We start from the raw sequence: 25,033 nt of genomic DNA on the forward strand, positions 1-25,033 counted from the left end.
GCCCTTGCGGGGGCAAACCGCGCGGCTAGTCCGTCTGGATGAGGAAATCCTTTCTCTCTCGCCCTTACATTGACCGACGCGCCATTCGCGCCGCCGCCCTGCGGCGGCCTCGAATGCCCGCCCGTTCAGGAGAGTCACAACAATGACAACAAGCTCCATTGACGAAAAGCTGCTCAGCGGCCAGACCTGGTCCGAGTTCTGCGATCACCTGAAGCGCTGTGGCGAACAGATTCTGCGCCCGGAAACGCCAGCCGATCCGGCCACCCGTGCCGAAGGCTTCCGCTACCTCACGCGCCTGCTGCGCATCGGCTTGGAGATGCACATCGAGTTCGCCGATCCGGCCTTCCCGAGCTTCTTCAAGACTTCCCACGAGACCGCGAAGATCGGTGCCGACAACCCGGACAACCTCTACGAATACGCGCGCCTGGACGGCACCCTGGAATACCGCATCAAAGGTCAGCGCGGCAGCGTCGCCTACCTGAGCTTTGGCACCCAGAAAGGCGGTTATGAAACCGACGGCACCCTGATCCAGACCGGTTTCATCGATGCCAGCCAGTTACAGGTCGATGCCCAGGGCAACTTCGAAATCATCCTCAGCCGCGAACCGCAACCGGGCAACTGGCTGAAGATGGAAGACGCCAGCAACGCCCTGATCGTGCGCCAGACCTTTCTTGACCGTCAGAGCGAAGTGCCGGCCAAGCTGAGCATCGAGCGCATCGGCACCGATGCCAAACCCAAGGCCCTCGACCCGGCGACCTTCCAGCAAGGCCTGGCGCGGGTGTCCAGCTTCGTCGAGAACACCGCCAAACTGTTTGCCGACTGGGCGCAAAGCTATCAGCCCCACAGCAACCAGTTGCCTCCGGCCGACCAGGCTGTGTGCCAGGCCGTGGGCGGCGACCCGAACATCTTCTACTACCACTCGCACTGGGCGCTGGCCGAGGACGAGGCGCTGGTCATCCACATCGACAAGGTGCCGGACTGCGACTTCTGGAACTTGCAGATCAACAACTACTGGATGGAGTCGCTGGACTACCGCTACCACCGCATCTGCTTCAACAAACACCAGGCCCAGTACGACGCCAACGGCGGCGTGACCATGGTGCTCAGCGAACGAGATCCAGGTGTGAGCAACTGGCTGCAAACCGCCGGCGTACGCCAGGGCACCCTGTGCCTGCGCTGGGTCGGTGCCCAGGAGCAATGCCACCCCACCACCCAGGTCGTAAAAGTATCTGCTGTCGCGGAGGCCCTATGAACGCGCACACCCAAATTCAAGATTTGACCGTCGATAACCTGCTGGCTAGCGCCATCGAGCGCGCCAAGGGCCTGAACAATTTTGGCGATGACAACTATCGCCAGGCTCTGCAGGCGCTACTCGATGCCCTGGCTGCCGACGCCGAGCTGTCGCAGACCGGCCTGTATCTGATGCAGGAAAGGCTGGTCGGGCAACTGGTCAACCGCCTGGTGATGGAGGATTACCTGAGCCGCTATCCGGAAATCACCCAGATAGAGCTCGACGATCCGCTGGTCATCGTCGGCCTGCCACGCACCGGCACCACCATGCTGCAGCGCACCCTGGCCGTTGACCCACGCTTCTACTCGGCCGCCTGGTGGGAAACCCGCTATCCGGCGCCGCTGGAAGGCGAAACCCTGGCCGTGCCAGCCAAGCGCATCGCCCAGGCCAAAGCCGAGGTCGAGCTGATGGCCGAGGCCATCCCGCAGATCCTCGCCATCCACCCGCTGGATGCCGTGCTCTGCGACGAAGAGTTCATGCTCATGGAACACTCCTTCCTGTGCGCCATGGACGCCTACGCCAACGTGCCCAGCTATACCCGCTGGCTGGATCAGCAAGATCAGCGCCCGGTCTACACCCAGTTGAAAAGAATGCTGCAGTTCCTGCAGTGGCAGAAAAACCAGCGTGGCGAGCCTGCTGGCCAACGCTGGCTGCTGAAAGCCCCCCAGCACCTGCACACCCTGCACCTGTTGCTGGATGTCTTCCCCAAGGCGCAGGTGATTCTGACCCACCGTGAACCCGCCCAGACCATCCCCTCGATGGCCAGCATGGCCCACACCCTGTGGCAGATGTACAGCGACAACCCGGACCCGAAAGCCGCCGGCGCTCAGTGGAACAGCCGCATGGCGCGAGGCATCCGGCACACCATGCAGGTCCGCGATCAGCACGCTGCCGAGCGCTTCCTCGACATCAACTTCGCCGACACCGTGACCAAGCCGATGGAAATGCTGGAAAAGGTTTACGCCTTCGCCAATCTGCCGTTCACCGACAAGGCCCGCGCCGACGCGCAGGTCTGGCTGTCGCAAAACAGCCGGGGAAAACGCGCCAGCCACGACTACAGCCTGGAGCGCTTCGGTCTGAACGAAGCACAGATGACCCAGGACTACAGGGAATATCGCGCCCGTCATCTGAGCGCCAATCACTAAACGCAGGTTGGAGGAATCGTGGAAAAACTCATGTTGAGCTTGTGGAAACAACCACAACACAGCGCCGAACAATGGCGCCAGGCCTTGCTCGGCCTGCACGACGACCTGACTGCCGTCGGTGCACAAGACATCCGCGTCATGGTGGTCGATGAGGCGGTGGCCGCCGCGTCTGAACAGCGCATCACCAATAGCGCCGTCCCCCTGGACGGGATGATCTCGCTGTGGCTGGACAGTGCCTTGCAACTGCCCTCCATCCAGAAGCTTCTGACGCCTTTGACCAGCCGCCTGGAGGCGTATCTGGTTTCGGAATCCGAGCCCTACCCCGAGGAGCGCGAGGCGCGCGCAGCCAAATACCGGGTGCCGCTTGGCCAGCGTACCCCCGGCATGAATCAGGTGGTGCTGCTGCGCAAGCCGGATCGGATGAGCTACGAGCAGTGGTACGACGCCTGGCGCAACGAGCACGGGCCTCAGGCCTACCCGCTGCAGTCGATCTTCGGCTACCGGCAGAACGCCGTGGTACGCGCGCTCACCTCCGGCGCGCCGGAGCTGCACGCCATAGTCGAAGAAAACTTCCCGCCCGAGGCGATTGGCAACCAGCAAGGCTTCTTCGACGCCATAGGCGATCCGGACAAGTGCGCGCAGCGGCGGCAGGCCATGTACGAATCGACCAGCCACTTTATCGACTTCCAGCAGTTCGACTGCATCCTCACCAGCGAATATCAGCTCAGTGCCTGAGCAGCCCACACTGAGCAACCCACAAGGAGGCTTTAAATGTTGGACCTAGAAGCAATCGAACTGATCAAGCAGCTCAAGGCGCGCTATTTCCGCGCCATCGACACCTGCAACATCGAACTGCTGCAGGGCATGCTCACCGAAGACATCACCCTGTCGTTCAAGAGCCCTGCCTACGAGTTCCACGTCAACGGCCTGGGCGATGCGCTGAACTTCTACCGCACCTCGTTCACCAAGACCCGCCTGGCCACCCACAACGGTCACACCCCGGAAATTGAAGTCGATGGCGACCAGGCCAAAGCCCTCTGGTACCTGAGCTACGTGTTCATCAACCTCGAGGAAAACACCCACATGCACGGCAGCGCGATCTACCAGGATCGCTACGTCAAGCGCGAGGGCCGCTGGATGATCGCCGAGACGGGCTATGAAACCCTGCTGGAGACCATCCAGCCGTTGAGCGCACAGCTGCAGATCACCTCCAAGCCCATCAACTGAAACAGGAGCGAGTCATGGCCAAGGCTGAAAACATCGTCACGTCGATCAAGGTTGAAATCAACGCACCCGCCAGCCTGGTCTGGGAAGTGCTCACCGATCTGGACAACTACGCGCAGTGGAACAGCTTCTGCCCCAGCATCCGCTGCGGCATGCAGCTCGGCGACGAGGTGCATATGCAGGTACTTACCCCCGATACCGGCGAAACCGTTCCAGTCTTCGAATACCTGGTGGCCTGCGACCGCGAGCAGCTGTTGTCCTGGGAGCAGCGCCCGGTCCCGGAAAACATGGACGCAGCCCGCCGCGACCAGTACATCCAGGCCATCGACGCCAACCGCTGCAGCTATTTCACCACCGACATTTTCCTCGGCCTGAACCAGGACACCATCATGCGCGAGCACGGTGCCTGGGTGAAAAAAGGCTTCGACCAGGTCGCCCTGGATCTGAAAAAGCGCGCCGAAGAACTGCACGCCAGCCGTGCCTGAGAACCTGTTTACGATCTCGCGAGCTAGGGCCAGACAAGGCGAAGTCGGGCGAAGAAGCGCAGTTTACGTGTTGTAAATGAGCATTCTGAGTCCGACTTCAACGCTGGATGGCCGACGCGCAGCAGATCGTAAACAGGTTCTTAGCGGCCCATTCGCCATCACAAGAACAAAAAGGTAATTGCCATGTTGCTGAAAGATAAAGTTGTCATCATTTCCGGTATCGGTCCTGGCCTGGGCATCAAGCTCGCCGTGCGCGCCGCCGAATACCAGGCCAAGGCCGTGGTGTTGGCCACCCGCACCCCGGCCAAGTTGGACGATGCCGAACAGGCGATCCGCGACGCCGGCTACAGCACCCCGGTTCTGAAGGTTCCCACCGACATTGCTCAGGTCGAGCAGTGCCAGAAGCTCGCCGAGCTCACCGTCGAGCACTTCGGCCAGATCGACGCCCTGATCAACTCCGCCTATGCCCATGGCGCCTGGGGCAGCTCCGGCGAGTCGTCAATGGACGACTGGCGCAAAGCGATGGACGTCAACCTGTTCGGCACCATGCAGATGACCCACGCCGTGCTGCCGCAGATGAAGAAGCAGAAGTCGGGCAGCATCGTGATGATCAACACCATGGCCACCCGCACCCCCAACCAGCTGGAGTCCGGCTATGCCGTCTCCAAGGGCGCGTTGAAAACCGCCGTGCAGTACCTGGCCCAGGATCTCGGCCCGTTCGGCATCCGCGTCAACTCCACCTTCATGGGCTGGATGTGGGGCGCGCCGGTGGTCGGCTACTTCAAGAGCGAAGCCAAGCGCCTGGGCGTGCCGATGGAGTCGCTGGTCGACCAGGTCGCCCAGCAGATTGCCCTGCGCAAGATTCCCGAAGACAGCGACTGCGCCATGGCCGCCCTGTACCTGGCCAGCGACTACGCCAAGGTCGTTACCGGCGCGCAACTGGACGTCAACGGCGGCCACTTCCTGCCCTACTAACCACTTAAGGCGACAGGGACGTCGCCCTTACCCGCGCTCGAACGACGCCTCGCCACGGAGGCGAGCGTTCAGGCGATGCTGGATCTAGCTTTTCAACAGAAGCGGCCCAAGAGCAGTCGCTGCCCAACGGAATAAGCAGTCATTCCGCCGCATGGCATGGGGCGCAAAGCAGCGAAGCGGTTAACCATTGGAGCGTAAGCCAAACAAAAAGGCGCCGGGGAGTTCACCCGCGGCACCTTCGAGGCAATGCTCACCCCTTACATGGGGTTCATGGCGGTCTGTTCCTTGGCCACTTGGTCCAGGCTGGGAATGTGTCCGCTTCCAAAGCCCGGCAGGATTTGCTCAAAGCTCTGGAAGCGTCCCAGCAGTTTGAGCGTGTCCGGGCTGTAGAAGGGTAAATACAGTGTGCGACGCACATTGGGCCCGGTGGGTGGTGGGCCGGCATGTTTTACGCACGAGTAGTGGATGGTGATGTCTCCAGGCTCGGTATCGAGCGGAATCGCTTTAGGGCTTTCTACGCCGATGGCTGTGGAATGGTGGACGCCGCGTCCGTGGGAGCCAGCCAGCACCCAGAGCTGGGAGCTTTCTGGGTTTGCCGCATCCAGATGGATGCCGACGTTAATCGATGGGCAAGTAATTCCGCATCCGCCCAAACCGCAATCGGTGTGCCAGCCCAAATTAGCGGCAATGCTGGGCGCCAGTTTAGCGCCGACACCGAAAGGTTTGAGCACCGTCATGGCTCCTTGCCCCCGATCATGCAGCGGTACCAGTTCGCGCTGGCTCAGAGCAACCAGTTCGGCAATCGTGGGATCGTCGTTCATCAATTGACGAACCAGTTGCGAATGTTCCGAAATGAACATCAGGCGATACGGGAAGCGCTGACCGGAAGTCAGATGATTGGTCCACCACGAGAAAATTTCTCCTTCCGTGGCTTCGCTGCGTATGCGCTCGATCTCGCCGCGAATGTCCTCCAGTCGGTGGCGCATTGCCCCACGCACGACGATATAGCCAGCAGTGCGCAGGTAGTGCGACATCTCCTCCCGACTGTCGTCCAAGGTAAAGCTGCGGCGCAGGTCAAGCGGTTGTCCCTGGGCATCCAGCAGAGGCTTGGCGGGGTCGTAAATATCACGCCCCGAATACATGCACTGCAGCGCCGGTGACCAGACGTCCCACTCCTGCATGCCGCCGCGCAACAATCGAACTGACTGCGCGAGTACCAGTGCCGAGGGGGTACGGAGTTCATGCACATAGTTCTGCCAGGCGCGCTCATCAAACTCCACGACACATGCAGCCTGCGCATGCACACCCGGCTCAATGCGCACCACCTCCCCGTCCACCACATAGCTATAGGCCCTGCCATCTTTGAGAGCGACAGCGAAAGGCGGTGCGCCTCTCAGATCCCATACCACTTGAGCATTAACGCCGGACTGCAAGCGCTGCGGTAATTCGTGATGGTGGAAATCGTCAAACTCCCAAGCCGTCAGCCCCCAACTGCTGAAATCACCGACAGACGTATCGCGTTCAACTGCAGTTGTCATCCTCGCCTCCATTTACTAATATATGGAATCTATTTCCAAGTAGTAATTTATTATGCAGTCGTCACCTCCGACGTCAAGAGTGATCGCCGTCCTTGAAACGCTCGCTGGCGAGCCAGAATCGCTAAGCGCCTCCGAAATCGCGCGCAGGCTGCAACTGAGCACATCGACCTTGTCGCTCATCCTCAAGACTCTGCACGAGACTGGTTATGTGGAGCGCTTGCCTGATCGGAGTTTTCGGCTGGGGGCTGGGGTCTTGCGCCTGCTTCAGGGGGTTCGACAGCGTTATCCATTGCTGGGGGTTGCCAACGATGTTTTGGGTCGTTTGGCCGAACAATGTCGATGCGGCTGTGCGCTAGCGCAGGTGACTAGCGGAAGGCAGGAAGTGGTTCTGACTGTAGGCAACACGGGAGAGCTAGGTATCAGTCCCGGCGTTCAATTACCGATGGATCCGCCTCATGGCACGCTAGCAATGGCCTGGCGTACGCCTAAAGAAGTCAGTGTGTGGCTGCAGCAGGCGGAAAAATCCGGGGCCGTTGTCGATACCAAGGTGCAGCTTGAGCTGCTCGAACATGTGCGGGGGCTGGGCTACGCGGTTTACGGGATGCGCAGCAATGGCAGTGCAATGATGGCGCAGTTTCGTGATCTGCTCAGTGCAGTTCAGCATGCCGGATCTATGGAGGTTTTACGTCGGCAGCTAGACAAAATGGCATTGGCTGTAGATGCACACTTATATACCCCCCAGGAGCTGGATGACTCCCAGTCGAAAAGTGTGAGTCACATCATTGCCCCAGTGTTTGGGGTCGATGGACAGCCGCACTACCTGGTGTCCTTACACCCTATGCAAGATTTGGTCTCTGCATCTTCATTACGACAATATGTCGAGGAACTGCAGCATGCTGCCCATGCGTTGACGTCGGAAATAGGCGGAAAAATCGGCACCTGCTAAACACGTCAAATTTGAGGTGCTTTGCAGGTGTTGGTCCGCCCAGGGCAGCGGCTACAGAGACGAAGGGGTACTCAAGCCACCAGGCTGCCGCCGTTGACCGGCAATATCTGGCCGTTCACCCATTCGGCTTCGAGCGAAGCCAGATAAGCGACTGCGGCACCGACGTCTTGCGGGCTGCCTGCGCGTTTTACCGAAGCACTTTTCCTGGCGATGGCATCGGAGCCTTCCCAGTTGTTCATGGTGCCGAGCGAAAGGCCATTGACGGTGACGCCGTGCGGTCCGACTTCACCGGAAAGGTTGCGCAGAAAGCCGAGTGCACCGGCTTTGGCAGCACCGTAGGCGCACAGGCCCATGCCGGTCGCCGTGCGTGCCGCATCGGAATTGATGGCGATAATCCGCCCCCAGCCGCGCTCCATCATCGATGGCAGGATCGCCTGGCAGCTGTGCATCAGGCCGTGCAGATTCAACTGCAGCCAGCTATCCCACTGCTCCGGCGTCGACTGCATGAACTGCACGTAATCCCAGCCCAGGGCGGGCACCCCGGCGTTATGGACAAAGATATCTATCGCGCCAATCTCGCCCTGCACCTTCTCTACCATGGCAAAAATAGCCTGGCGATCGGTCATGTCCGTCGCCACCGGGTGCGCCTGCAGCCCTTCTGCACGCAAGGCTTCTGCAGCCTCCTGGGCGCGCTCGAGAAAGAAGTCGTTGATCACCACGGTAGCGCCCTGACGCGCCAGCGTCTGGGCAATACCAAAACCCATGCCACGGCCGGCGCCGGTCACGAGGGCAACTTTTCCTGTCAGTTGAAACATGTCCAAGGGACTCCTCATCATCTACAGGGGTTGTGCCTGCCCGTTGCGGGCAGGCACAAATCACTTACATGTACAGAATCACCAGCTCGTTGATCACCGATGGTCGTTCGCTGCCGACCACATGGATATTCAACTCCAGGGTCAGCTGCGTGCCGCTTTTGACCCGTTCCACGCTTTTGACCCGTGCCCGCGAATGGATGCGCGAGCCGGCGGATACCGGCGCCGGGAAGCGCAGGCGGTCGGAGCCGTAGTTGACCATGTTGGTGAAACCGGTGATCTCGAAGCCCAGCGGCACGTTCAGGCGTGACTGCAGCACTTGCACCAGGGCGCCATGGGCGATGGTGCCGCCGAACGGGCTTTCCTTGCGCGCGCGCTCGGGGTCGGTGTGGATCCAGTAGTCGTCGCCGGACAACTCGGCGAAGGCATTGATCAATGCCTGATCGACCACGATCTGATTACTCCAGGCCGAGAACTCCTCGCTCACCAGCGACTTCAGCGCGGCCTCGTCGTCCAGCGCAATCCGGCGTGCCGGCGGCGTCGACTCGGTGCTTTCGGCCTGTGGCTCGGCTAGCGTTGGCAGCCGCTTCAGGCTGTCGACGTCGCTGTCCATGCCGGTGAAGCGCAGCAGGCGCGTGCCTTTGTCATCGACCTCGGCGAACACCGGCTGCAAACGCATGCCGATGCGAATTTCATCTTCCTCAAGACCGACCAGGTTGGTGTTGATCCGCACCCCTTCGTCGAGTTCGACGACCGCCAGTTTCTGCGGCATTTCGTCGGCGAAATCCGGCAGCGTGGCAATCCGCGTCACCGTGAAGCTGTACAGCTTGGCGTTACCGTTGACCTCCCGCCAGGACAGGTCATGGGCCAGGCAGCTCGGGCAGTGCCGGCGCGGGTAAAACACCCAGTGCTGGCAGGCATTGCACTGCTGGATCAACAGACGCTCGGCCTTGAGGCCTTCCCAGAACGGCGCGGAAATCTCGGTCGGCGCCGGCATTGGTTTGTTGTTCGACATGTTCGTCATGCTCCCTGGAGAATCAACGCGCCCTGCTCACTCATCACGCCGCCGGTACCGGAGACGTAGACGCTATCGCAGCGCTTGAGCTGACGTTCACCGGCTTCACCGGCAATTTGGGTCACTGCTTCGATGATCTGCGACATGCCACCGGCCGCGCCGGCCTGACCGAAGCTGAGCTGGCCGCCGTGGGTGTTCATGGGGAAATCGCCGCGCCAGGTCAGGTCGTGTTCGCGGACAAAACTCATGCCCTCGCCCTTGGCGCAGAAACCGGCATCTTCCAGAGTCAGCAAGGCGGTGATGGTGTAGCAATCGTAAATCTGTGCGGCATCCACATCGGTCGGCTTCAACCCGGCCATCGCGAAGGCGCGCTGCGAGGCCGGACCAATCGGGGTGTGGATCATGTCATCGGCGTAAGACGGAGACTTGAACGCCAGGTGCTCGCCGAAGCCGGTGATGAACGCCGGACGTTTGCGCGCACGGGCGGCCACTTCCTTGGAGGCGATGATCAGCGCCGCGCCACCCGCCACCGGCATGACGATTTCGAGGACATGCAGGGGGTCGGCGACCATTTTGCTCGCCAGTACCTGCTCGACGGTCAGCGGCTGGCCGTAGAACATCGCCTGCGGGTTGGCCAGGGCGTTGGTGCGCTGGTCCACGGCAATCTTGGCCATGGCCACCGGGTCGTAGTCGTACTGCGCCGCATAACGCTGCGCGATCATGGCATAGCCGGTGTTCTGGCCCATGTGCCCGTAAGGCAGGTCGAACTCCGCTTCCGGAGCGCCGAAGGCCGTGCTGTGGCCACCGTAGCGCATGCCACGAGCCATCGCGCCGACGTCCTCGTCGCGACCCATGGGCGCCATCCGCGCGGGCATCACGCACAACACCGCCTGGCAAAGGCCCAGCTCGATGGCCGCAGCCGCGCGCCAGACCATACCGACGCCGGTACAGCCGCCGAGATCGACCACTTCGGCGAAATTGACTTTGAGACCCAAGTACTCGGCGGCCATGGCCGGCACGAACACCGAAGCCTCGTGGAAATGCGGGCCGTTAATCACCAGACCATCGAGGTCCTCGGCGCGCAGCCCGGCATCCCGCAGCGCTTGCGCCGCCAGATCGGCGACCTGCTCCAGGTGGAACATCCGCGGCGCCGTGGCGTATTTTTCCGGCTTGTATTGAGCGGCGCCTATGATCGCCGCGTTACCTTTCAGACCCATGGGTTCCCCACTCGAAGACAGTGTTCTTCAGGTTTTTGTCGTACACCAACCTTTCCACATCTAGGTCGGCAGATAATCGTCCAAACTGACTAGACAACTAAATCGAGTCGCCCGCCAGGCTTTCACCCGGTGCCGGCGCAAGTGCCCGGGTCGGCAAAAAGAAGGCTATGTACCGATTTAGTGTGGCACCGCGCTTTTGTAGGGTGGGTTAGCCGCGTAGCGGCGTAACCCACCAGCGGCATCGCCCAGAACACTGGCGTCTAACCTGCTCGGTGGGTTACGCCTACGGCTAACCCACCCTACGAAGCATCGTCTCAGGCATCACCTGCCGGGCTTGCACGCCTCAACACGTCATTGGGGCATAGCCAAAAAAGAAGGGAGCCCGCAGGCTCCCTTCTTCACCGCCGAACGAGTCGATTAGAAGCTGTATTTCAGCGCCAGGGTGGCGTAGTCACGATCCGCCAACTGCCGCTTGACCGGATCCGCCTCACCCAGATAACCGATGAGCCTCATCGCGACCTCAAAGTTGCCGAGGTATTTGAAGGTGGTGCCGGCACTGAAGCGACGATCACCCTGCGCCCCGGAAATGGTCCCCCCCATCGGCGCAGCGCCGCTGAACACGTTGGAGAAGTTGAACGGCACCTCCAGGTCCCAGCCTTCGAATACCCCCGGGTAGCTGAACGAGGCGCCCACGGTGAAGGCACTGGCATCCTGACTGCGCCAGCCGGCGGCGGTCTTGTAGGTGTAGTCATCGGATTCCTGCACCAGCGGCCTCATCTGTGGAATCAGGCGATTGCCCAATGCCAGCAGGTTCGGCGCCGCCGACGTGTCTTCGACGCTATCGACGCGCACATGGACGATCTCGGCGGTTAACGACGTCTGACTGGCCCATGGCCGGTCACCGAGGATGCGGATGGCCGAGAGCTGCATCTGCTGGCCCTTGCCACGCGCCGGCGTCGCACCGAGCCCGGTATTGACCATCACCGGTACGCCGTCACGGTAGGACCACTCGGCACCGACCTGGACATCGCCAAACTTGGTCGAGGCACTAAGCCCGGTCAGCTTGATATCTTCGAAATAGGTGATGTTGTAGCCGGACGGCGCACCGGCAAATGCACCGCCACCGACGGGTACGGCCCGATAATTGACCAGCGCGGTGGCCGGGTTCTTGTCGTGGTAGTTGACGTGGAACAGCGCAACTTCCCAGGCTGGCACAGGCCGGTAACGCACCTGAACCCCCCACTGACCATCGTCACGCGGCTCGTCGGCGCCTGCGTAGTTGATCCGGCTGCCCCCCTGACCGAAAATGAACTCACGGCCTGGGCCAACCACATCGCTGGTGGATAAGTAACTGCCCACCGGCGGCAATTCGGTGCCCTTCCACTCGTACTGGTAATAGGCGCTGACACCGATTTGCGGGTTGAAACGGTAATTCGCGGAAACCTGCCCAACCGGCAATAGCACTTCCTTGATCTCAACCCCCGGCTGCGCCGCCTTGACCGCGTCGGCATGGCTTTGTACGCCGTTGACGCCCGAGTAGAACAGACCCTCGCCCCAGGATTCGACATGCCGACCGGCCTTCATGTCGAGCATCGAATCATTCTCGAAGCGCCAGCCGCCGAAGACATAGGCATCCAGGAACTTGCTGCGACCACCGCTGTAGTACTTGGTGTCGCTGGTGAATTCATCATGGGCGCCGGTCTTGTTCACCGTCGCGGGCGAGTCGTTGTCGTTCTTCTGGTGGTAAACGTCGTCGTAGAAGGTACTGGCGCGCAACACGGCACCGTAGTTGTCTTTGCGCACGATCATCTCGCCCAGGGCGCCAACGCGGTTGGTGGTGAGGCTGCCCTTGTCGAAGTTGCGATCACCGTCATCCGCGTTGACCGTGAGCAGGTCCTTGTCCTGATCACTCAGGCGCACACCCATGCCGTAGCTGGTGGTCAGGGTCCAGTCGATGGTGGTGCCATTGTCAAACTCGATGGTTTCGCCCGACCAGGCCGGGCTCGAAACCAGTGCGATGGCGACCGCCAGACTCGCAACCTGAAAACTCGGTAAGCCAGGACCAGTACCAGATTTGTTGTTTTTATTGATCACACTGCTTCTCCTGATTAACGGCCGACTGGCCGTATGAAATGCTTGAACAGCGTTCATCACCAATCAGCCCGGAGTTGCCCGAGTGGGTTGCCCCCCGACGCACCCGCAGGGGTACGCCGATAGCGATGCACTGCAGCTTCCTCCTCACGCACGAGCGCCCCCTCGGCGATGAGGTAGTTGGCATGCGCCAACGTTTCGCCGACGGCCATCAGTTCGTCGAAACGACTTTTGACCCTCGGAAACAGCGCGGTCATCAGCTCAAGCGCGCTACGCGGCTCTTCACAGACGGCCAGCATTTGCTCCAGATGCACCTGGTGATGGGCCCGCAATTGGTCCAGTCGGTGGTGCAAATTGAAAAACGGACGCTCGTGCGCCGGCAGCACCAACAGGCTGTCAGGCAACTCACGCAGCCGCTCAATGGATTGCAGCCAGTCGCGCAACGGATCGGCGTCGGGCTCGGTCACCTGCACCGAGACCGTCGAGGTGATCCGTGGCAGCACCTGATCGCCGGATATCAACAGGCCGTCTGCCTCGGCATACAGACAGGCATGCTCGGGGGAATGGCCGCGGCCGATGACCACCTGCCAACGGCGTCCGCCGATGTCCAGCACGCTGCCTTCACTGAGGCGACGGAAGCCGGTCGGCAGGACCGTGCGGAAATGCTCGACCTGGATCAGCGGCAACATGGCCTCGGTCCGTTCGCTGTCGAACCCGGCCTTGTGGAAGTGATCGACAAACGCCCAGCTCGGCGTGGAATCTTTTGGCGCTCCCAGGTGCAGCCACTGGAACTCGCCGGCGGTCATGAACACCGGGCAGCGGAAGCGTTCGGCCAGCCAGCCGAGCACTCCGGCATGGTCGGAATGAAAGTGCGTGCAGATCACCCCGCGGAGCGGCAGGCCGTCCATCGCCTCGACAAACACCTGCTCCCACACTTCGCGGGTTTGCTCAGTGTTCAGACCGGTATCGACCGCCACCCAGCCGTCACCATGGCGCAGCAGGTAGAGGTTGATATGGTCCAACCCGAACGGCAGCGGCATGCGCAGCCAGAGCACGCCCGGCGCGACCTCCTGCACCTGCCCGTTGGCCGGCGGCTGCGGCCAGGGGAAGCGCAGGCCGTCACGCCATTCGTGGCCCTGGGCGTCGAGCTCAGCCACGGGAGTCACCGGCGAAGGCCGGCAGACCAGCCCGGGCCAGCAACTCGGCCGAGTACGGCTGATAGCTGCGGCTGCTTTCATCGCGGATGTACAGCGGGTCGGCAAAGGCCGTCGGGGCATAGCCCTGGCGCTGCAAGTCGACCTTGCGCAGCTTGAAGGTGCTGGTCAGGTCGGCCGCCGCCGACACCCGCACGAACACCGGCGCGGCATAGCGCGGCAAGCGTGCCTCGGTCAGCGCGTAGAACGCCGCCGGGTCGAAGGCGTGGCCCTCCTGCATCAACACCGCCGCCATACCGGCGCGGCCCTCATGCCCAGGCACCTGCACACCGTAGATGTTGATCAGCTCCAGCCCAGGGAAATCACTCAGGCCATCGGCGACTTCCTGGGTCGAGACGTTCTCGCTCTTCCAGCGGAAGGTATCGCCGATGCGGTCGACGAAGTACAGGTAGCCGTCCTCGTTGTAGCGCAGCAGGTCACCCGAGCTCCAGAACGCATCGCCCTGGCTGAAGACATTGCGGCGAATCTTGCTTTCGGTGGCCTCGGCCGAGGTGTAGCCCTCGAAGCGACCGCCGCCGATTTGCGGATGATTGACGATAAAGCCCATGGCTTCGCCGATCTCGCCGACCTCGCACAGGCGGTAGAAGCCCTGCTCGTCGCGCGGATGACTTTCGCTATCGACGTCGTAACGCACCAGGCGCAGGTTGGTCTTTTCCCAGAACGGCACGCGACCGCAGGAGCCTGGGTAGTTGTCCACGTTGATCACTGCGGTGTTGGCCTCGGTGGCACCCCAGCCCTCGAAAATCTGGATCGGGCCGAAACGCTCCACCCAGCGCTGCCAGGTCTCCGGGCTCAGGCCGGCGCCGAGCATGCAGCGCAGGCTGTGCTCGCGATCACCCGCCGCTTCCGGCTGGTTGAGCAGGTAGCGGCAGATTTCACCGATGTACTGGAACACGCTGATGCCGTTGCGGTTCACGTCTTTCCAGAACTCGCGGGTACTGAACTTGCGCCGCACCACGATGCTCGCCCCGCCGCGCAGCGCGGTGGAGGTCACCGAGGTGGCCGCCGCGCCGTGGTACAGCGGCAGGCAGCAGTAAAAGACATCCTCGGGCGTGACTTGCAGGGTTTCTTCCATCACATCGCCGGAAGACATCCAGCGCATATGGCTGTAACGCGCCGCTTTCGGCAGCCCGGTGGTGCCGGAGGTGAAAATCAGCAGGCCCGTTGTCTCGGCCGGCAGGTCCGCGCGCAAGTCGCGCGGGAATGCCGTGCGCGGTGCAGCCGCCACCTGTGCGGCAAAGCTGGCATCGACCCTGGCGAGCAGTGCCTCGCTGGCGGGGTTCTCGGCGTCCGGCACCAGCCACCAGGGCAGATCCGGCAGGCCTTCGGTCGCCAGCAGATTGGCCAGGCATTCCTCGCCGACCACCACAGCCTTGGCTCCCGTGGATTCCAGCGCATGCACCAGTGGCCGGCCGTTGACCTGGGTATTGATGAAGGCTGCCACCACACCCAGCTTGGCCAGACCGAACCAGCTGCAGAAAAACTCCGGACGGTTCTCCATGGCAATGGCGCAGACATCGCCCGGACGCAAGCCACGGGCATGGAAAGCATGGGCCAGTTGGTTGGCGCGCGCGTCCACCTCGGCATAGCTCAGGCACTGCTCGCCATAGATCAGAAACGGGCGCTCAGGAAAACGCCGCGCCTGCTCTTCCACGCGGTCGGCGATGGTGTAGCGGTCCGCCGGCTTGATCTGCCCGCTGGCCACTGAGCGGCGATCCAGGAGGGCCTGGGTCTGCTCGCGGGACACAGGTTTGTTGTCGACACTCGACAGTTGACTCAGTTCGTTGAAATCGTTCATCCCTACCTCCGCAAAAGACCTGCCATTCATGCCAACGCTCTCGCCCCGTTCGGGTAATCCGAATAACCACGGGCACCAGGGGAATACAGGGTCTTGCGATCGAAACCGGACAGCGGCAGCCCCGCACGCAGGCGCTCGACCAGATCCGGGTTGCCGATGAAATGCCGGGCGAACGACACCGCTTCACCCTGCCCGGCCTCCAGCGCCGCCGTTGCCGACGGGCCATCGAAGCCGTCATTGAGGATCAGCCCACTACTGCTGTACTGATGCGCCAGGGCAAAGGCATCCAGCTCGGCCAGCGGCGAACGCATGATGTGCAGGTAGGCCAGGCCCAGCGGCTCGACCACCGTGCACAGTGCTGCCGCCGTGGCGGCCGGATCGGCGTCGCTAATATCGTTGTAAGAGTTGCCCGGACACAGGCGGAAACCCACTCGCCCGGCCCCGATGGCCGTGGCCATGGCGCCCAGCACCTCGGCCGGGAAACGCACACGGTTTTCGGTGTTGCCGCCGTAGCGGTCATCGCGCAGGTTGCTGCCCGAAGCCATGAACTGCATCGGCAGGTAACCGCTGGTGCAATGCAGCTCGACGCCGTCGAAGCCGGCTTCGCGGGCATTCAGTGCGGCGCGGCGATATTCCTCGATCACCGTGGCGACCTCGTCCAGGGCCAGTGCTTGCGGCTCGTCGCTATCGACCAGGCCGGCGGCATCGCTGAACAACTGGGTGTGCGCGCGCACCGCGGAGGGTGCCACGGTCAACGCACCGGCCGGCTTGTTGTGATGGCTGGCCGCCCGGCCGACGTGCATCAGTTGCAGGACGATCCGTCCGCCGGCGTCATGCACCGCTCGGGTGACTTTGCGCCAGGCAGCGATCTGCTCAGTGCTGTAGATCGCCGGGGTGCGGCAATAACCGAGGCCATTGGCCGAGGGCGCGGTGCCTTCGGCGACAATCAGCCCGGCACTCGCGCGCTGGCGGTAGTAGTCGACCATTTCCGCTGTCGGCACCGCGCGGGCATCGGCACGGCTGCGGGTCATCGGCGCCATGACGATACGGTTGGCCAACTCCAGCTCACCCAACCGTACCGGCTCAAACAAGATGCTCATATCGACTCCTCAGCGCACACGAATCTTCGGCGCCTGGGTGGAACGGCGCAGCGTGTTAAGGAATTGTTCCAGGGGCGCCGCCGGGGCGACTTGCGGCAGGCAGTCCTTGTCCGGGCGATTGGCCCAGAACTCGGTCCAGGACGGGAACAGATCGTGGAACGTGCCGAAATACGGTTCACGTCCCGGCCAGCGCATTTTCCGCTCGCCAATCGGTGGCTTGTTCAAGTCGCTGGCGTACCAGTAGCAAGGCAGGCGCCGACGGAAGTACCAGCGCCCGTCGATGCGCTCGTAGTCGTCCCAATAGAGCATCTGCATGGTCACCCATTCCGGGCCGGTCTCATGCTCGTTCTTCGAGTACACGACGCCCACCGCGTGGTCGGCGTCGACAAACTCGATGATGTGCTGACCCAGGTGGTGCGAGGTGCCGCTGAACTGGTCGCGCAGGGTCGAATCGACCCAGGCTTTCAGATGCGCGCGACCGGTCTTTTCACGGCCGACGCGGATGTCCGCGGCGAACAGGTTGACGTGCGCATCGAGGTCACGCATGTCCAGCGACAACGAATACTTGCCGGCCAGTTGGCGAATCTCCTCGATCGACTCGAGGCGGTCGATACGCGCCAGCAATGCGCTCTGCTCCATGCTCATCACTCCAGCACCGTATAGAGCTCCGAGCTGCGCCCGCCATCCACCGGCAGGCAAGCGCCGGTGATGTAGGAAGCTTCGTCGGAGGCCAGGAAGAGGATCGCGTTAGCCAGCTCCTGCGGCTGTCCGACGCGGCGCAGCGGGATCAGCTTTTCGGTGTTGGCGCGGGTCTTGTCGTCGGCCAACATGCCGGCGGTGGCCGGGGTATCGACGACGCCCGGGATCACCACGTTGCAGCGGATCTTGCTGCTCGCGCCTTCCGAGGCGGCGGCGCGGCTGAAGTTCATCACCGCCGCCTTGGCGGCCGAGTAGCCGGCCATCCACGGCGTGCCAAACAGGCCGCAGATCGAGGCGATGTTGACGATGGCGCCACCACTGCCCTGGGCTTTCATCAGGGTCATGGCCGTGCGCGTGCCCCAGAAGGTACCGTCGACCGTGGTGGCGAAATTCGAGTGCCAGTCGGCAGTCGAGGTGCTGTCGATAGCGCCCCAGCTATAGGCCATGGCGTTGTTGACCAGAATATCCAGGCGCCCGTGCTGCTTGGCAGCCGCCTCGATGGCGGCGACGAATACCTGCTCGTTGCTGACATCGGCCACGGTCCATTCGGCCTTGCCACCGGCATCGCGGATGGCCGAGGCCACCGCTTGCAGCGGCTCTTTAGTGCGACCGCACAGCACCACGGTCGCGCCTTCTTCGGCGAAACGTTTGGCCGTGGCGGCACCGATGCCCGAACCGGCACCGGTGATAAACGCGATTTTTCCCTGCAGACGTGCGCTCATGGCGTGCTCCCGGCTTAGATGAAGGCCATGCCGCCGTTGACGGCGAGGTTCTGACCGGTGATGAAGCCGGCGTCTTCGCTGGCGAGGAATACCGCTACTTTGGCGATCTCGTCGGTTTCGCCCATGCGGCCGAGAGGGATGCCCTTGAGCATGCTTTGCATCCACTCATCCGGGATGCCGGCCATCATTGGCGTGTTGGTCGGACCAGGCACGATGGTGTTGACGCGGATGCCGCTGGCGGCCAGTTCGCGCGCCATGCTACGGGTCAGCCCCATCACCCCGGCCTTGGCCGCGCAGTAGTGGCTCGGGCCTTCGCCGGTCACTGCCGAGGTGCTGGAGATATTGATCACCGTGCCCTTGGTGCCGGTCTTTTGCATCAGGCGCACCGCTTCACGGCTGCACAGGAAGACCCCGGTGAGGTTGACGCCGATGACCCGCTGCCAGTTCTCGTCAGGGGTCTCGACAAAGGCATCGACCGAGCCGACGCCGGCATTGTTGACCAGGATGTCGACACGGCCGAAACGCGCCTCGACCGCGGCCATCGCGGCAGCCACCGACGCGCTGTCGGCGACATTGCACACCAGCGCCAGAGCGTCTTCGCCCAGGCCGGCGATGGTCTGCTGCGCAGCCTCAAGATTGATATCGGCGGCCACCACCAACGCGCCGGCTTCGGCAAAGCCCTTGACCATAGCCCGCCCCATGCCTTGGCCGGCACCGGTAACGAACGCCACCTTGTTCGATAACTTCATTCTTGTTGTTCTCCGCAGCTCGTATCCATTCCGACTCCCCAGTGCTGGACGCCTGACGGTCGGGTACGGAACGAATAATTAACCCTGCTAGGAAGAACAACATCGTCCGATAAGACTAAGAAATGCAGGACGCCCCCAAGGGACATCGAGCGAATGTCCGCACCTGGGCGAATGTGGTCTGAATGGACGATGTCGAAGCCTTCAACCAGAGGGACGATCCCGCTCACTAGAACAAGACAAGATCGGGAGCACTCGCTATGAACTCACCCATCCGCCCCACTTGGCGCACTCACTACGCGTTGTTCGTGCTGGCCATCATTTACGTTTTCAACTACATCGACCGGCAGTTGATGGCGATCCTGATCGAGCCGGTAAAAGCCGAGTTCGGCATTTCCGACACTGGCATCGGCTTGCTCTCGGGGGTGACGTTCGCGATCTTCTATACCTTCTTCGGCTTCCCGCTTGGGCGCCTGTCCGACCGCATCGGCCGCAAGCCGGTGATCGCCGTGTGCTGCATCGCCTGGAGCGTGATGACCATGGCCTGCGGCCTGGCCACCAGCTTCCTGCTGCTGGTGCTGGCGCGGATCGGTGTGGCCGTCGGCGAAGCCGGCGGTACCGCGCCGTCGGTGGCGATGGTCTCCGAGCTGTACCCGCCAGAGCGCCGCTCCACCGCCCTGTCGATCCTGATGCTCGGTTCCAGCCTCGGTGCGATCGTGGGCCTGGGTTGCGGTGGCTGGGTCGCCCAGCATTACGGCTGGCGCTTCGCCTTCCTGATCATCGGCGCCCCGGGCATCTTCCTCGGCCTGTTGTTGTGGTTCACCGTGCGCACCCCGACTGCGGCACCGGCGCCCAAACAGCTGCTGCAGACGCCGCAGGAAGGCTGGGCCCAGACCCTGAGCCTGCTGCTGCAGACCCCGTCTTTCATCTGGATCGCGCTTACCGGCGGCGCCTGGGCCATTGCCGGCTATGGCATGGGCACCTGGAGCCCGAGCTTCCTGATCCGCTCCCACGGTCTGAGCCTGCAGGAAGCCGGCTTCCTCGTCGGCGTAGTCGGCGGCGTCGGCGCCACCATCGGCACCCTGGTCTGCGGCATGCTCACCGACCGCATGGCCCGCCGCGATGCTGGCTGGCAGATGGGCATACCCTTGCTCGGCACGCTGATCTGCATCCCGTGCGCCCTGGCTTACTTCCTCTTGCCAGCCGGCATTGCCTTCCATATCGGCAGCATTCCGGTACCGACCGCGTTCATTTTCTACAGCGTGTTCAGCTTCTTCGGCACCTGGTGGGCAACGCCCTGCCTGGGCGCGATCACTCACCTGTTCCCCGCCGCCCGCATGGCCCAAGCCACCGCGCTTTTCGTCATGTCCATGACCCTGTTCGGCGTCGGTCTCGGCCCGCTGCTCACCGGCATGCTCAGCGACTACCTCACGCCGAGCCTGGGTGTTGAAGCGCTGCGCTATGCGCTGGCGGCTTCGACCTCGATGCCGCTGCTCGCCGCCGTGTTCATCGCGATGGCCCTGCCACGCTATCGCGCTCAACTGACCAAACCGACCGCGCCCCTCGCCGAGCCGGCGAATGCGGTCACTGCCTGACTCCTGGAGATTCATTTATGTCTGAACAAGACCTGCCACTGCCCATCGGTCACTTCGTCACCCTGAACGACGGCCTGCGCCTGCACTATCTCGATGAAGGCAGCGGCCCCGTGGTCCTCTGGCTGCATGGCAGCGGCCCGGGCGCCAGCGGTTTCAGCAACTTCAAGGGCAACTACCCGGAGTTCGTCGCCGCCGGCTACCGCAACCTGATCCTCGACCTGCCGGGCTTCGGCCGCTCGGACAAACCCGAGGACGCCCAGTACAACCTGGAGTTCTTCGTCAAGGCCGTGTCCGGCTTCCTCAAGGCCATCGACGTGCAGCGCTGCACCCTGCTCGGCAACTCCCTGGGCGGCGCCATCTCCCTGGGCCTGGCCCTGGCCGAGCCGGAGGCTGTCGAAGCGCTGATCCTGATGGCCCCGGGCGGGGTCGAAGAACGCGAGACCTACTTCCAGATGCCCGGCATCCAGCGCATGGTCGGGCTGTACAGCCAAGGCCCGCTGGACATCGAACAGATGCGCCAGATCATGAACCTGCAACTGTTCGACGCCTCGCAACTGCCGGACAGCCTGCTGGCCGAACGCGTGGCCGTGGCAGTGCATCAGCCGCGCAACCTGTTCACCACCATGCTGGTGCCGAACATGACCGAACGCCTGGGTGAACTGCGTGTGCCGATCCTCGGTTTCTGGGGCACCAACGACAACTTCAACCCGGTCAGCGGCGCGATGAAAGTGCTCGATAACGCTCCGCATGCGCGCTTTATCCTGCTCAACCGCTGCGGGCACTGGGTCCAGGTCGAACATCGCGAACTGTTCAACCGTTCCTGCATCGATTTCCTGCGCGAACAATAAGGCAGTACATCAGTTACGTGTTAAGACATGCAGGCCTGCCAGGTGATGGCTACGGGTCTTTTCCCGGGTTCGCCGACTGCGTCTGGGCAGCGGCGCTTTTGTAGGGCGGGTTAGCTGCGCAGCGGCGTAACCCGCCGGCGGTGTCGGCCTGTACGGCGGCGTCCAACCGGGTTGGTGGGTTACGCCTACGGCTAACCCACCCTACAAAAGCGGTGTGCAACACTTAACGGGTACATAGCCAACAATAAGCATCCTGCGCCAGCGGCAACCTCGCCGCTGGCGCAGCGACAGGCCACCAGCAAGGGCTGAGATAACAATGACAACCTTCTCCCATTTGCTTGCCCCGGGCCGCATCGGCTCGCTCGAACTGCGTAACCGCATCGTCCTGGCCCCCATGGGCGACAGCTTTGCCGAAACCGACGGGCACTGCAGCGAACGCATCCAGGCTTACTACGAGGCTCGCGCTGCTGGCGGGGCCGGGCTGTTGATCGTGGGGGCGTGCGCCGTCGCCTTCCCGGCGGGCACCTCCGAGCCACATCAAGTCGGGGTGTCGTCCGATGAGTTCATTCCCGGCCTGAGCCGCCTGGCCGAGCGCGTGCACAAGCATGGCGCGAAGATCGCCATGCAGTTGCTGCACTCCGGCAAGACCGCGGTGCGCGACATGGCCGAAGGCCGTCCATTGTGGGTGCCGTCGATTCCGCCAGCGATGCAAACCGACATGATGGCCGCCCTCACCCCCGAAGAGCTGTCCACTTTTGTCAGCTCCTCGCGCCGCCGCGAAGGCGGGGTGCAACTCAAGGTGATGGACCAGGACGATATCGCCCAGATGGTCGAGTGGTTCGCCGCGGGGGCCGAGCGCGCCAAGCGGGCGGGCTTCGATGGCGTGGAAATCCATGCCGGCCACAGCTACATCATCGCCGGCTTCCTCTCGGCGTATTACAACAAGCGCGAGGACAACTACGGCGGTTCGCTGGAGAACCGCGCGCGTATGCTGCTGGAAATACTGGCCGCCGTGCGCGCACGGGTGGGCAATGAATTTGCCGTCTGGCTGCGCCTGGATGCCGAGGAGATGTTCACTCCCGGCGGCATCACCCTGGCCGATGCCCAGGCCGTGGCGCGCATGGCCGAAGCGGCCGGCGCCGATGCGGTCAGCGTCTCGGCCTATGCCGCCATCACTCGCGGGGTGAACTTCACCGAAGCCCCCTTGGTGCAGAAGCCGGCGGGCTTCCTCGACTGGGCCACGGCGATCAAGCAACACGTGTCGATCCCGGTGATCGCCGTCGGCCGCCTGGAACCGGAGGTCGGCGATAGCGCCATCGCCCGCAACCAGTGCGACTTCATCGCCATGGGCCGCAAGCTGCTGGCCGACCCCGAGCTGCCGAACAAGCTGATCAGCGGCCAGCCACAGGCGATCCGCCCGTGCATTTACTGCTACGTGTGCGTCAGCCAGATTTTCGTCAACCAACACGTCAAGTGCGCGGTCAACCCCATGACCGGACACGAAGCCGAGTACGTCATCAGCCCGGCCGCCACCGCGCAGCATGTGGTGGTGGTCGGCGGCGGCCCGGCCGGTCTCGAGGCGGCCCGTGTCGCGGCCTTGCGCGGCCATCGGGTCACCCTGCTGGAGCGCAGCGATCGGCTCGGCGGCACGCTGTTCTTCGCCGCCCTCGCCTACCCGGAGAACGGCAAGCTGCTCGACAACCTGCTGTACCAGGTGCGCAACCTGCCCATCGAGGTGCGCCTGAACACCGAGGTCAACGCGGCCCTGCTGAGCGACATGGGTGCCGACCAAGTGATCGTCGCCACCGGCGCCCAGCGTGCCGCACCGGACATTCCCGGCGCCAACCAGAATCACGTCTGGAGCGGTGACGAGCTGCGCCGTCTGATGACCGGCGACCGCGCCGATGAAATCGCCAAGCGCAAGCTGTCGCTGACTCAGCGCACGCTGATGAAAGCCGGCAGCCTGATCGGCGTCACCGACAGCACCGAGGCGATGCACAAGCTGTCCCACGTGTGGATGCCCCTGGGCAAGCGCGTCACCATCATTGGCGGCGGTCTGGTCGGCCTGGAGCTGGCGGAGTTTCTCATCGAGCGCGGGCGTCAGGTCTGCGTGCTGGAGAGCGGCAGCCACCTGGGCCGCGAGCTGGCCGTCGTGCGCCGTTGGCGGGTGCTGCACGGCATCCAGGAGCATGGCGGGCAGCTGCTGACCGGGGTAACGGTCAACGCCATCGAAGGCGACCGCGTGCGCTATCAAACGGCAGACGGCCAGGCCGCTGAGATCCGTGGCGACTCGGTGGTGCTGGCCAGCGGCGCAATGCCCGACACGCGTCTGGGCGATGCCCTGACCAGCGCCGGGCTGAATGTCAGCAGCATCGGCGACTGCCAGAGCCTCGGCTATATCGAAGGCGCCATCGCCGCCGGCCACCGCGCCGGACGCGAAGCCTGAGCCTGCGCTGGGGCGGCCCACGCCGCCCCAGCCTCCCCTCCCGCCCCCGCACATTTTTGTCAGCCCCGTAGGGTGGGTTAGCCGCAGGCGTAACCCACCAACCCGGCCGAGCGCCGCCGTCCAGCCCGACACCGCCGGCGGGTTACGCCGCTACGCAGCTAACCCGCCCTACAAAAGCGCCGCTGCCCAGACGCAGCCGGCGAACCCTACAAAAGCGCGGCGCAACACTTAGCCGGCACCTAGCCAAAAACGCGTTAGTGGTTGGAAGTGTCGGGAGCAGCGTGGGGCAAGCCTGACGCATTTGAGCCTCATCGTGAGACCGAAAAACGCTACCGCTGGGGGCAGTCCACAGGAGCGCTCTCGGCCTGTGTCTGGCCAATCCATTACTCAATAGTTTCCTTGAAGGGTTTCAGCCGCAACCGGCTGCGGTGCCCATGAGCGGCGGGCTGGCCTGACGGTGTCGTCCCCTGAAAATAGGACTTTTGCCATTGTTCTTGGGCGGCTTTGGATTGCGGGTCCGAGAGGCTCGCGTTGAAGGCGGTGCGGTTTTCCGACCAGGTCTTCTGCTCATGTTCCAACTCAGGATTTTCTGACAACTGCCGCAGGCTCGGGGAGACCTCCTCAAGATCGCCGCGCCGGATCGGGAACAGATGGCAGATGGGTTCGCCCTCCTCGAACCGCACCCGCTGGCCGGAGCGGGTGAACAGCCAGTTCATGGTGAAGGTGTAAGGCGACCAGTCGGTCTCGACCACACCGCTCAGCGCACTGATGGCGTCCTTGGGGCGATTGATCGGGCCGGTAACGAAGAGGTCGATCCCCGCCTCCGTCTGGAACAGGCAAGGGATGTGAAAGGTCAGCACGCCGCCACCGAAGTGGCTGACGGCCGGGCAGGTGTCGCCTCCTTCGGGGACTATCCGGATAGCCTCCTTGTCGCCACCACCGTCCCATACGGCGGAGAAGGTCGATGTGCACAACACCTCCCAGCCGTAGGTATTGGCGATGTTCAGGGGCAGGCAACGGTAGGCGAAGCGCTGCGGGCTGTTGTCCATCCAGGTACGTTCGAGCGGTGCCGGGCGGATGTGAAACGGATGGCCGTCGAGTACAAAGGCGGTCAGGTCTTTCATAC

22 protein-coding genes are annotated in these 25,033 nt (G+C 63.0%); 10 read left to right on the forward strand and 12 right to left on the reverse strand.

Annotated elements, in window-relative coordinates:
* Nucleotides 1-142: 142 nt before the first annotated feature.
* The 6 genes from NVV93_RS18020 (at nt 143) to NVV93_RS18045 (ending at nt 5,120) form a co-directional block, all read left to right on the forward strand.
* On the forward strand, nt 143-1,252 hold the full coding sequence (locus tag NVV93_RS18020; protein WP_258252008.1) for a DUF1214 domain-containing protein: 1,110 nt from the start codon (nt 143-145) through the stop codon (nt 1,250-1,252).
* Nucleotides 1,249-2,436 carry a sulfotransferase gene (locus NVV93_RS18025; RefSeq protein ID WP_258252009.1) on the forward strand — a complete coding sequence of 396 codons (1,188 nt, stop codon included), beginning with the start codon at nt 1,249-1,251 and terminating at the stop codon, nt 2,434-2,436. The genes NVV93_RS18020 and NVV93_RS18025 overlap by 4 nt, the downstream gene beginning before the upstream one ends.
* Nucleotides 2,437-2,466: 30 nt before the next feature.
* Nucleotides 2,467-3,171, forward strand: a complete 705-nt coding sequence (locus NVV93_RS18030) for an EthD domain-containing protein (RefSeq protein WP_258252010.1) — start codon at nt 2,467-2,469, stop codon at nt 3,169-3,171.
* A 36-nt stretch (nt 3,172-3,207) separates the two neighbouring features.
* Nucleotides 3,208-3,663, forward strand: a complete 456-nt coding sequence (locus NVV93_RS18035) for a nuclear transport factor 2 family protein (protein WP_258252011.1) — start codon at nt 3,208-3,210, stop codon at nt 3,661-3,663.
* A gap of 14 nt (nt 3,664-3,677) precedes the next feature.
* Nucleotides 3,678-4,145 carry an SRPBCC domain-containing protein gene (locus NVV93_RS18040; protein ID WP_258252012.1) on the forward strand — a complete coding sequence of 156 codons (468 nt, stop codon included), beginning with the start codon at nt 3,678-3,680 and terminating at the stop codon, nt 4,143-4,145.
* Nucleotides 4,146-4,328: 183 nt separating this feature from the next.
* The gene (locus NVV93_RS18045; RefSeq protein WP_258252013.1) at nt 4,329-5,120 is read left to right on the forward strand and encodes an SDR family oxidoreductase; all 792 of its coding nucleotides are present in this window, start codon (nt 4,329-4,331) and stop codon (nt 5,118-5,120) included.
* A gap of 257 nt (nt 5,121-5,377) precedes the next feature.
* Here NVV93_RS18045 and NVV93_RS18050 read toward each other — a convergent pair whose 3' ends face one another.
* Nucleotides 5,378-6,658 (reverse strand): phytanoyl-CoA dioxygenase family protein, encoded by a 1,281-nt coding sequence (locus NVV93_RS18050; RefSeq protein ID WP_258252014.1) that lies wholly within the window; start codon nt 6,656-6,658, stop codon nt 5,378-5,380.
* A 79-nt stretch (nt 6,659-6,737) separates the two neighbouring features.
* Between NVV93_RS18050 and NVV93_RS18055 the strand changes: the two genes are divergently transcribed.
* Nucleotides 6,738-7,604 (forward strand): helix-turn-helix domain-containing protein, encoded by an 867-nt coding sequence (locus tag NVV93_RS18055; RefSeq protein WP_258252015.1) that lies wholly within the window; start codon nt 6,738-6,740, stop codon nt 7,602-7,604.
* A gap of 71 nt (nt 7,605-7,675) precedes the next feature.
* Here the strand turns inward: NVV93_RS18055 and NVV93_RS18060 are convergent, their stop codons facing one another.
* The 10 genes from NVV93_RS18060 to NVV93_RS18105 form a co-directional block, all read right to left on the reverse strand.
* Nucleotides 7,676-8,419, reverse strand: coding sequence for an SDR family NAD(P)-dependent oxidoreductase (locus NVV93_RS18060; protein ID WP_258252016.1), 744 nt, complete (start codon nt 8,417-8,419; stop codon nt 7,676-7,678).
* A 64-nt stretch (nt 8,420-8,483) separates the two neighbouring features.
* Nucleotides 8,484-9,431, reverse strand: coding sequence for an OB-fold domain-containing protein (locus tag NVV93_RS18065; RefSeq protein WP_258252017.1), 948 nt, complete (start codon nt 9,429-9,431; stop codon nt 8,484-8,486).
* A 5-nt stretch (nt 9,432-9,436) separates the two neighbouring features.
* Nucleotides 9,437-10,648, reverse strand: coding sequence for a thiolase family protein (locus NVV93_RS18070; protein WP_258252018.1), 1,212 nt, complete (start codon nt 10,646-10,648; stop codon nt 9,437-9,439).
* A gap of 417 nt (nt 10,649-11,065) precedes the next feature.
* Nucleotides 11,066-12,742, reverse strand: coding sequence for a DUF1302 domain-containing protein (locus tag NVV93_RS18075; protein WP_258252019.1), 1,677 nt, complete (start codon nt 12,740-12,742; stop codon nt 11,066-11,068).
* A gap of 56 nt (nt 12,743-12,798) precedes the next feature.
* Nucleotides 12,799-13,896, reverse strand: a complete 1,098-nt coding sequence (locus tag NVV93_RS18080; protein WP_258252021.1) for an MBL fold metallo-hydrolase — start codon at nt 13,894-13,896, stop codon at nt 12,799-12,801.
* Nucleotides 13,889-15,751: a long-chain-acyl-CoA synthetase gene (locus NVV93_RS18085; RefSeq protein ID WP_258252022.1), complete on the reverse strand. Its 1,863-nt coding sequence runs from the start codon at nt 15,749-15,751 to the stop codon at nt 13,889-13,891. Before NVV93_RS18085 ends, NVV93_RS18080 begins: the two co-directional genes overlap by 8 nt.
* A gap of 26 nt (nt 15,752-15,777) precedes the next feature.
* Nucleotides 15,778-16,851: an alkene reductase gene (locus tag NVV93_RS18090; protein WP_258252023.1), complete on the reverse strand. Its 1,074-nt coding sequence runs from the start codon at nt 16,849-16,851 to the stop codon at nt 15,778-15,780.
* Between the two features lie 9 nt (nt 16,852-16,860).
* Nucleotides 16,861-17,490 carry a nuclear transport factor 2 family protein gene (locus NVV93_RS18095; protein ID WP_258252025.1) on the reverse strand — a complete coding sequence of 210 codons (630 nt, stop codon included), beginning with the start codon at nt 17,488-17,490 and terminating at the stop codon, nt 16,861-16,863.
* A 5-nt stretch (nt 17,491-17,495) separates the two neighbouring features.
* Nucleotides 17,496-18,272, reverse strand: coding sequence for an SDR family NAD(P)-dependent oxidoreductase (locus tag NVV93_RS18100; protein ID WP_258252027.1), 777 nt, complete (start codon nt 18,270-18,272; stop codon nt 17,496-17,498).
* A gap of 14 nt (nt 18,273-18,286) precedes the next feature.
* The gene (locus NVV93_RS18105; RefSeq protein ID WP_258252030.1) at nt 18,287-19,021 is read right to left on the reverse strand and encodes an SDR family NAD(P)-dependent oxidoreductase; all 735 of its coding nucleotides are present in this window, start codon (nt 19,019-19,021) and stop codon (nt 18,287-18,289) included.
* Nucleotides 19,022-19,278: 257 nt separating this feature from the next.
* Between NVV93_RS18105 and NVV93_RS18110 the strand changes: the two genes are divergently transcribed.
* The 3 genes from NVV93_RS18110 (at nt 19,279) to NVV93_RS18120 (ending at nt 23,907) form a co-directional block, all read left to right on the forward strand.
* Entirely contained in the window at nt 19,279-20,613 is a 1,335-nt protein-coding gene (locus tag NVV93_RS18110; RefSeq protein WP_258252031.1) for an MFS transporter, read from the forward strand.
* 17 nt (nt 20,614-20,630) lie between these two features.
* The gene (locus tag NVV93_RS18115) at nt 20,631-21,461 is read left to right on the forward strand and encodes an alpha/beta fold hydrolase (protein WP_258252033.1); all 831 of its coding nucleotides are present in this window, start codon (nt 20,631-20,633) and stop codon (nt 21,459-21,461) included.
* Between the two features lie 316 nt (nt 21,462-21,777).
* Entirely contained in the window at nt 21,778-23,907 is a 2,130-nt protein-coding gene (locus NVV93_RS18120; RefSeq protein WP_258252035.1) for an FAD-dependent oxidoreductase, read from the forward strand.
* A 383-nt stretch (nt 23,908-24,290) separates the two neighbouring features.
* On the opposite strand, the gene NVV93_RS18125 is transcribed toward NVV93_RS18120, so the two are convergent.
* Nucleotides 24,291-25,031 (reverse strand): DUF6065 family protein, encoded by a 741-nt coding sequence (locus tag NVV93_RS18125; RefSeq protein WP_258252037.1) that lies wholly within the window; start codon nt 25,029-25,031, stop codon nt 24,291-24,293.
* Nucleotides 25,032-25,033 lie beyond the last annotated feature (2 nt).

The organism is Pseudomonas sp. LS44 (assembly GCF_024730785.1).
GTDB lineage: Bacteria > Pseudomonadota > Gammaproteobacteria > Pseudomonadales > Pseudomonadaceae > Aquipseudomonas.

What these genes read in the sequence shown, in the direction of transcription:
- NVV93_RS18020 (WP_258252008.1), top strand. Translation starts at nt 143, where the DNA reads ATGACAACAAGCTCCATTGACGAAAAGCTGCTCAGCGGCCAGACCTGG.
- NVV93_RS18025 (WP_258252009.1), top strand. Translation starts at nt 1,249, where the DNA reads ATGAACGCGCACACCCAAATTCAAGATTTGACCGTCGATAACCTGCTG.
- NVV93_RS18030 (WP_258252010.1), top strand. Translation starts at nt 2,467, where the DNA reads ATGTTGAGCTTGTGGAAACAACCACAACACAGCGCCGAACAATGGCGC.
- NVV93_RS18035 (WP_258252011.1), top strand. Translation starts at nt 3,208, where the DNA reads ATGTTGGACCTAGAAGCAATCGAACTGATCAAGCAGCTCAAGGCGCGC.
- NVV93_RS18040 (WP_258252012.1), top strand. Translation starts at nt 3,678, where the DNA reads ATGGCCAAGGCTGAAAACATCGTCACGTCGATCAAGGTTGAAATCAAC.
- NVV93_RS18045 (WP_258252013.1), top strand. Translation starts at nt 4,329, where the DNA reads ATGTTGCTGAAAGATAAAGTTGTCATCATTTCCGGTATCGGTCCTGGC.
- NVV93_RS18050 (WP_258252014.1), bottom strand. Translation starts at nt 6,658, where the DNA reads ATGACAACTGCAGTTGAACGCGATACGTCTGTCGGTGATTTCAGCAGT.
- NVV93_RS18060 (WP_258252016.1), bottom strand. Translation starts at nt 8,419, where the DNA reads ATGTTTCAACTGACAGGAAAAGTTGCCCTCGTGACCGGCGCCGGCCGT.
- NVV93_RS18065 (WP_258252017.1), bottom strand. Translation starts at nt 9,431, where the DNA reads ATGTCGAACAACAAACCAATGCCGGCGCCGACCGAGATTTCCGCGCCG.
- NVV93_RS18070 (WP_258252018.1), bottom strand. Translation starts at nt 10,648, where the DNA reads ATGGGTCTGAAAGGTAACGCGGCGATCATAGGCGCCGCTCAATACAAG.
- NVV93_RS18085 (WP_258252022.1), bottom strand. Translation starts at nt 15,751, where the DNA reads ATGAACGATTTCAACGAACTGAGTCAACTGTCGAGTGTCGACAACAAA.
- NVV93_RS18090 (WP_258252023.1), bottom strand. Translation starts at nt 16,851, where the DNA reads ATGAGCATCTTGTTTGAGCCGGTACGGTTGGGTGAGCTGGAGTTGGCC.
- NVV93_RS18095 (WP_258252025.1), bottom strand. Translation starts at nt 17,490, where the DNA reads ATGGAGCAGAGCGCATTGCTGGCGCGTATCGACCGCCTCGAGTCGATC.
- NVV93_RS18100 (WP_258252027.1), bottom strand. Translation starts at nt 18,272, where the DNA reads ATGAGCGCACGTCTGCAGGGAAAAATCGCGTTTATCACCGGTGCCGGT.
- NVV93_RS18105 (WP_258252030.1), bottom strand. Translation starts at nt 19,021, where the DNA reads ATGAAGTTATCGAACAAGGTGGCGTTCGTTACCGGTGCCGGCCAAGGC.
- NVV93_RS18110 (WP_258252031.1), top strand. Translation starts at nt 19,279, where the DNA reads ATGAACTCACCCATCCGCCCCACTTGGCGCACTCACTACGCGTTGTTC.
- NVV93_RS18115 (WP_258252033.1), top strand. Translation starts at nt 20,631, where the DNA reads ATGTCTGAACAAGACCTGCCACTGCCCATCGGTCACTTCGTCACCCTG.
- NVV93_RS18120 (WP_258252035.1), top strand. Translation starts at nt 21,778, where the DNA reads ATGACAACCTTCTCCCATTTGCTTGCCCCGGGCCGCATCGGCTCGCTC.
- NVV93_RS18125 (WP_258252037.1), bottom strand. Translation starts at nt 25,031, where the DNA reads ATGAAAGACCTGACCGCCTTTGTACTCGACGGCCATCCGTTTCACATC.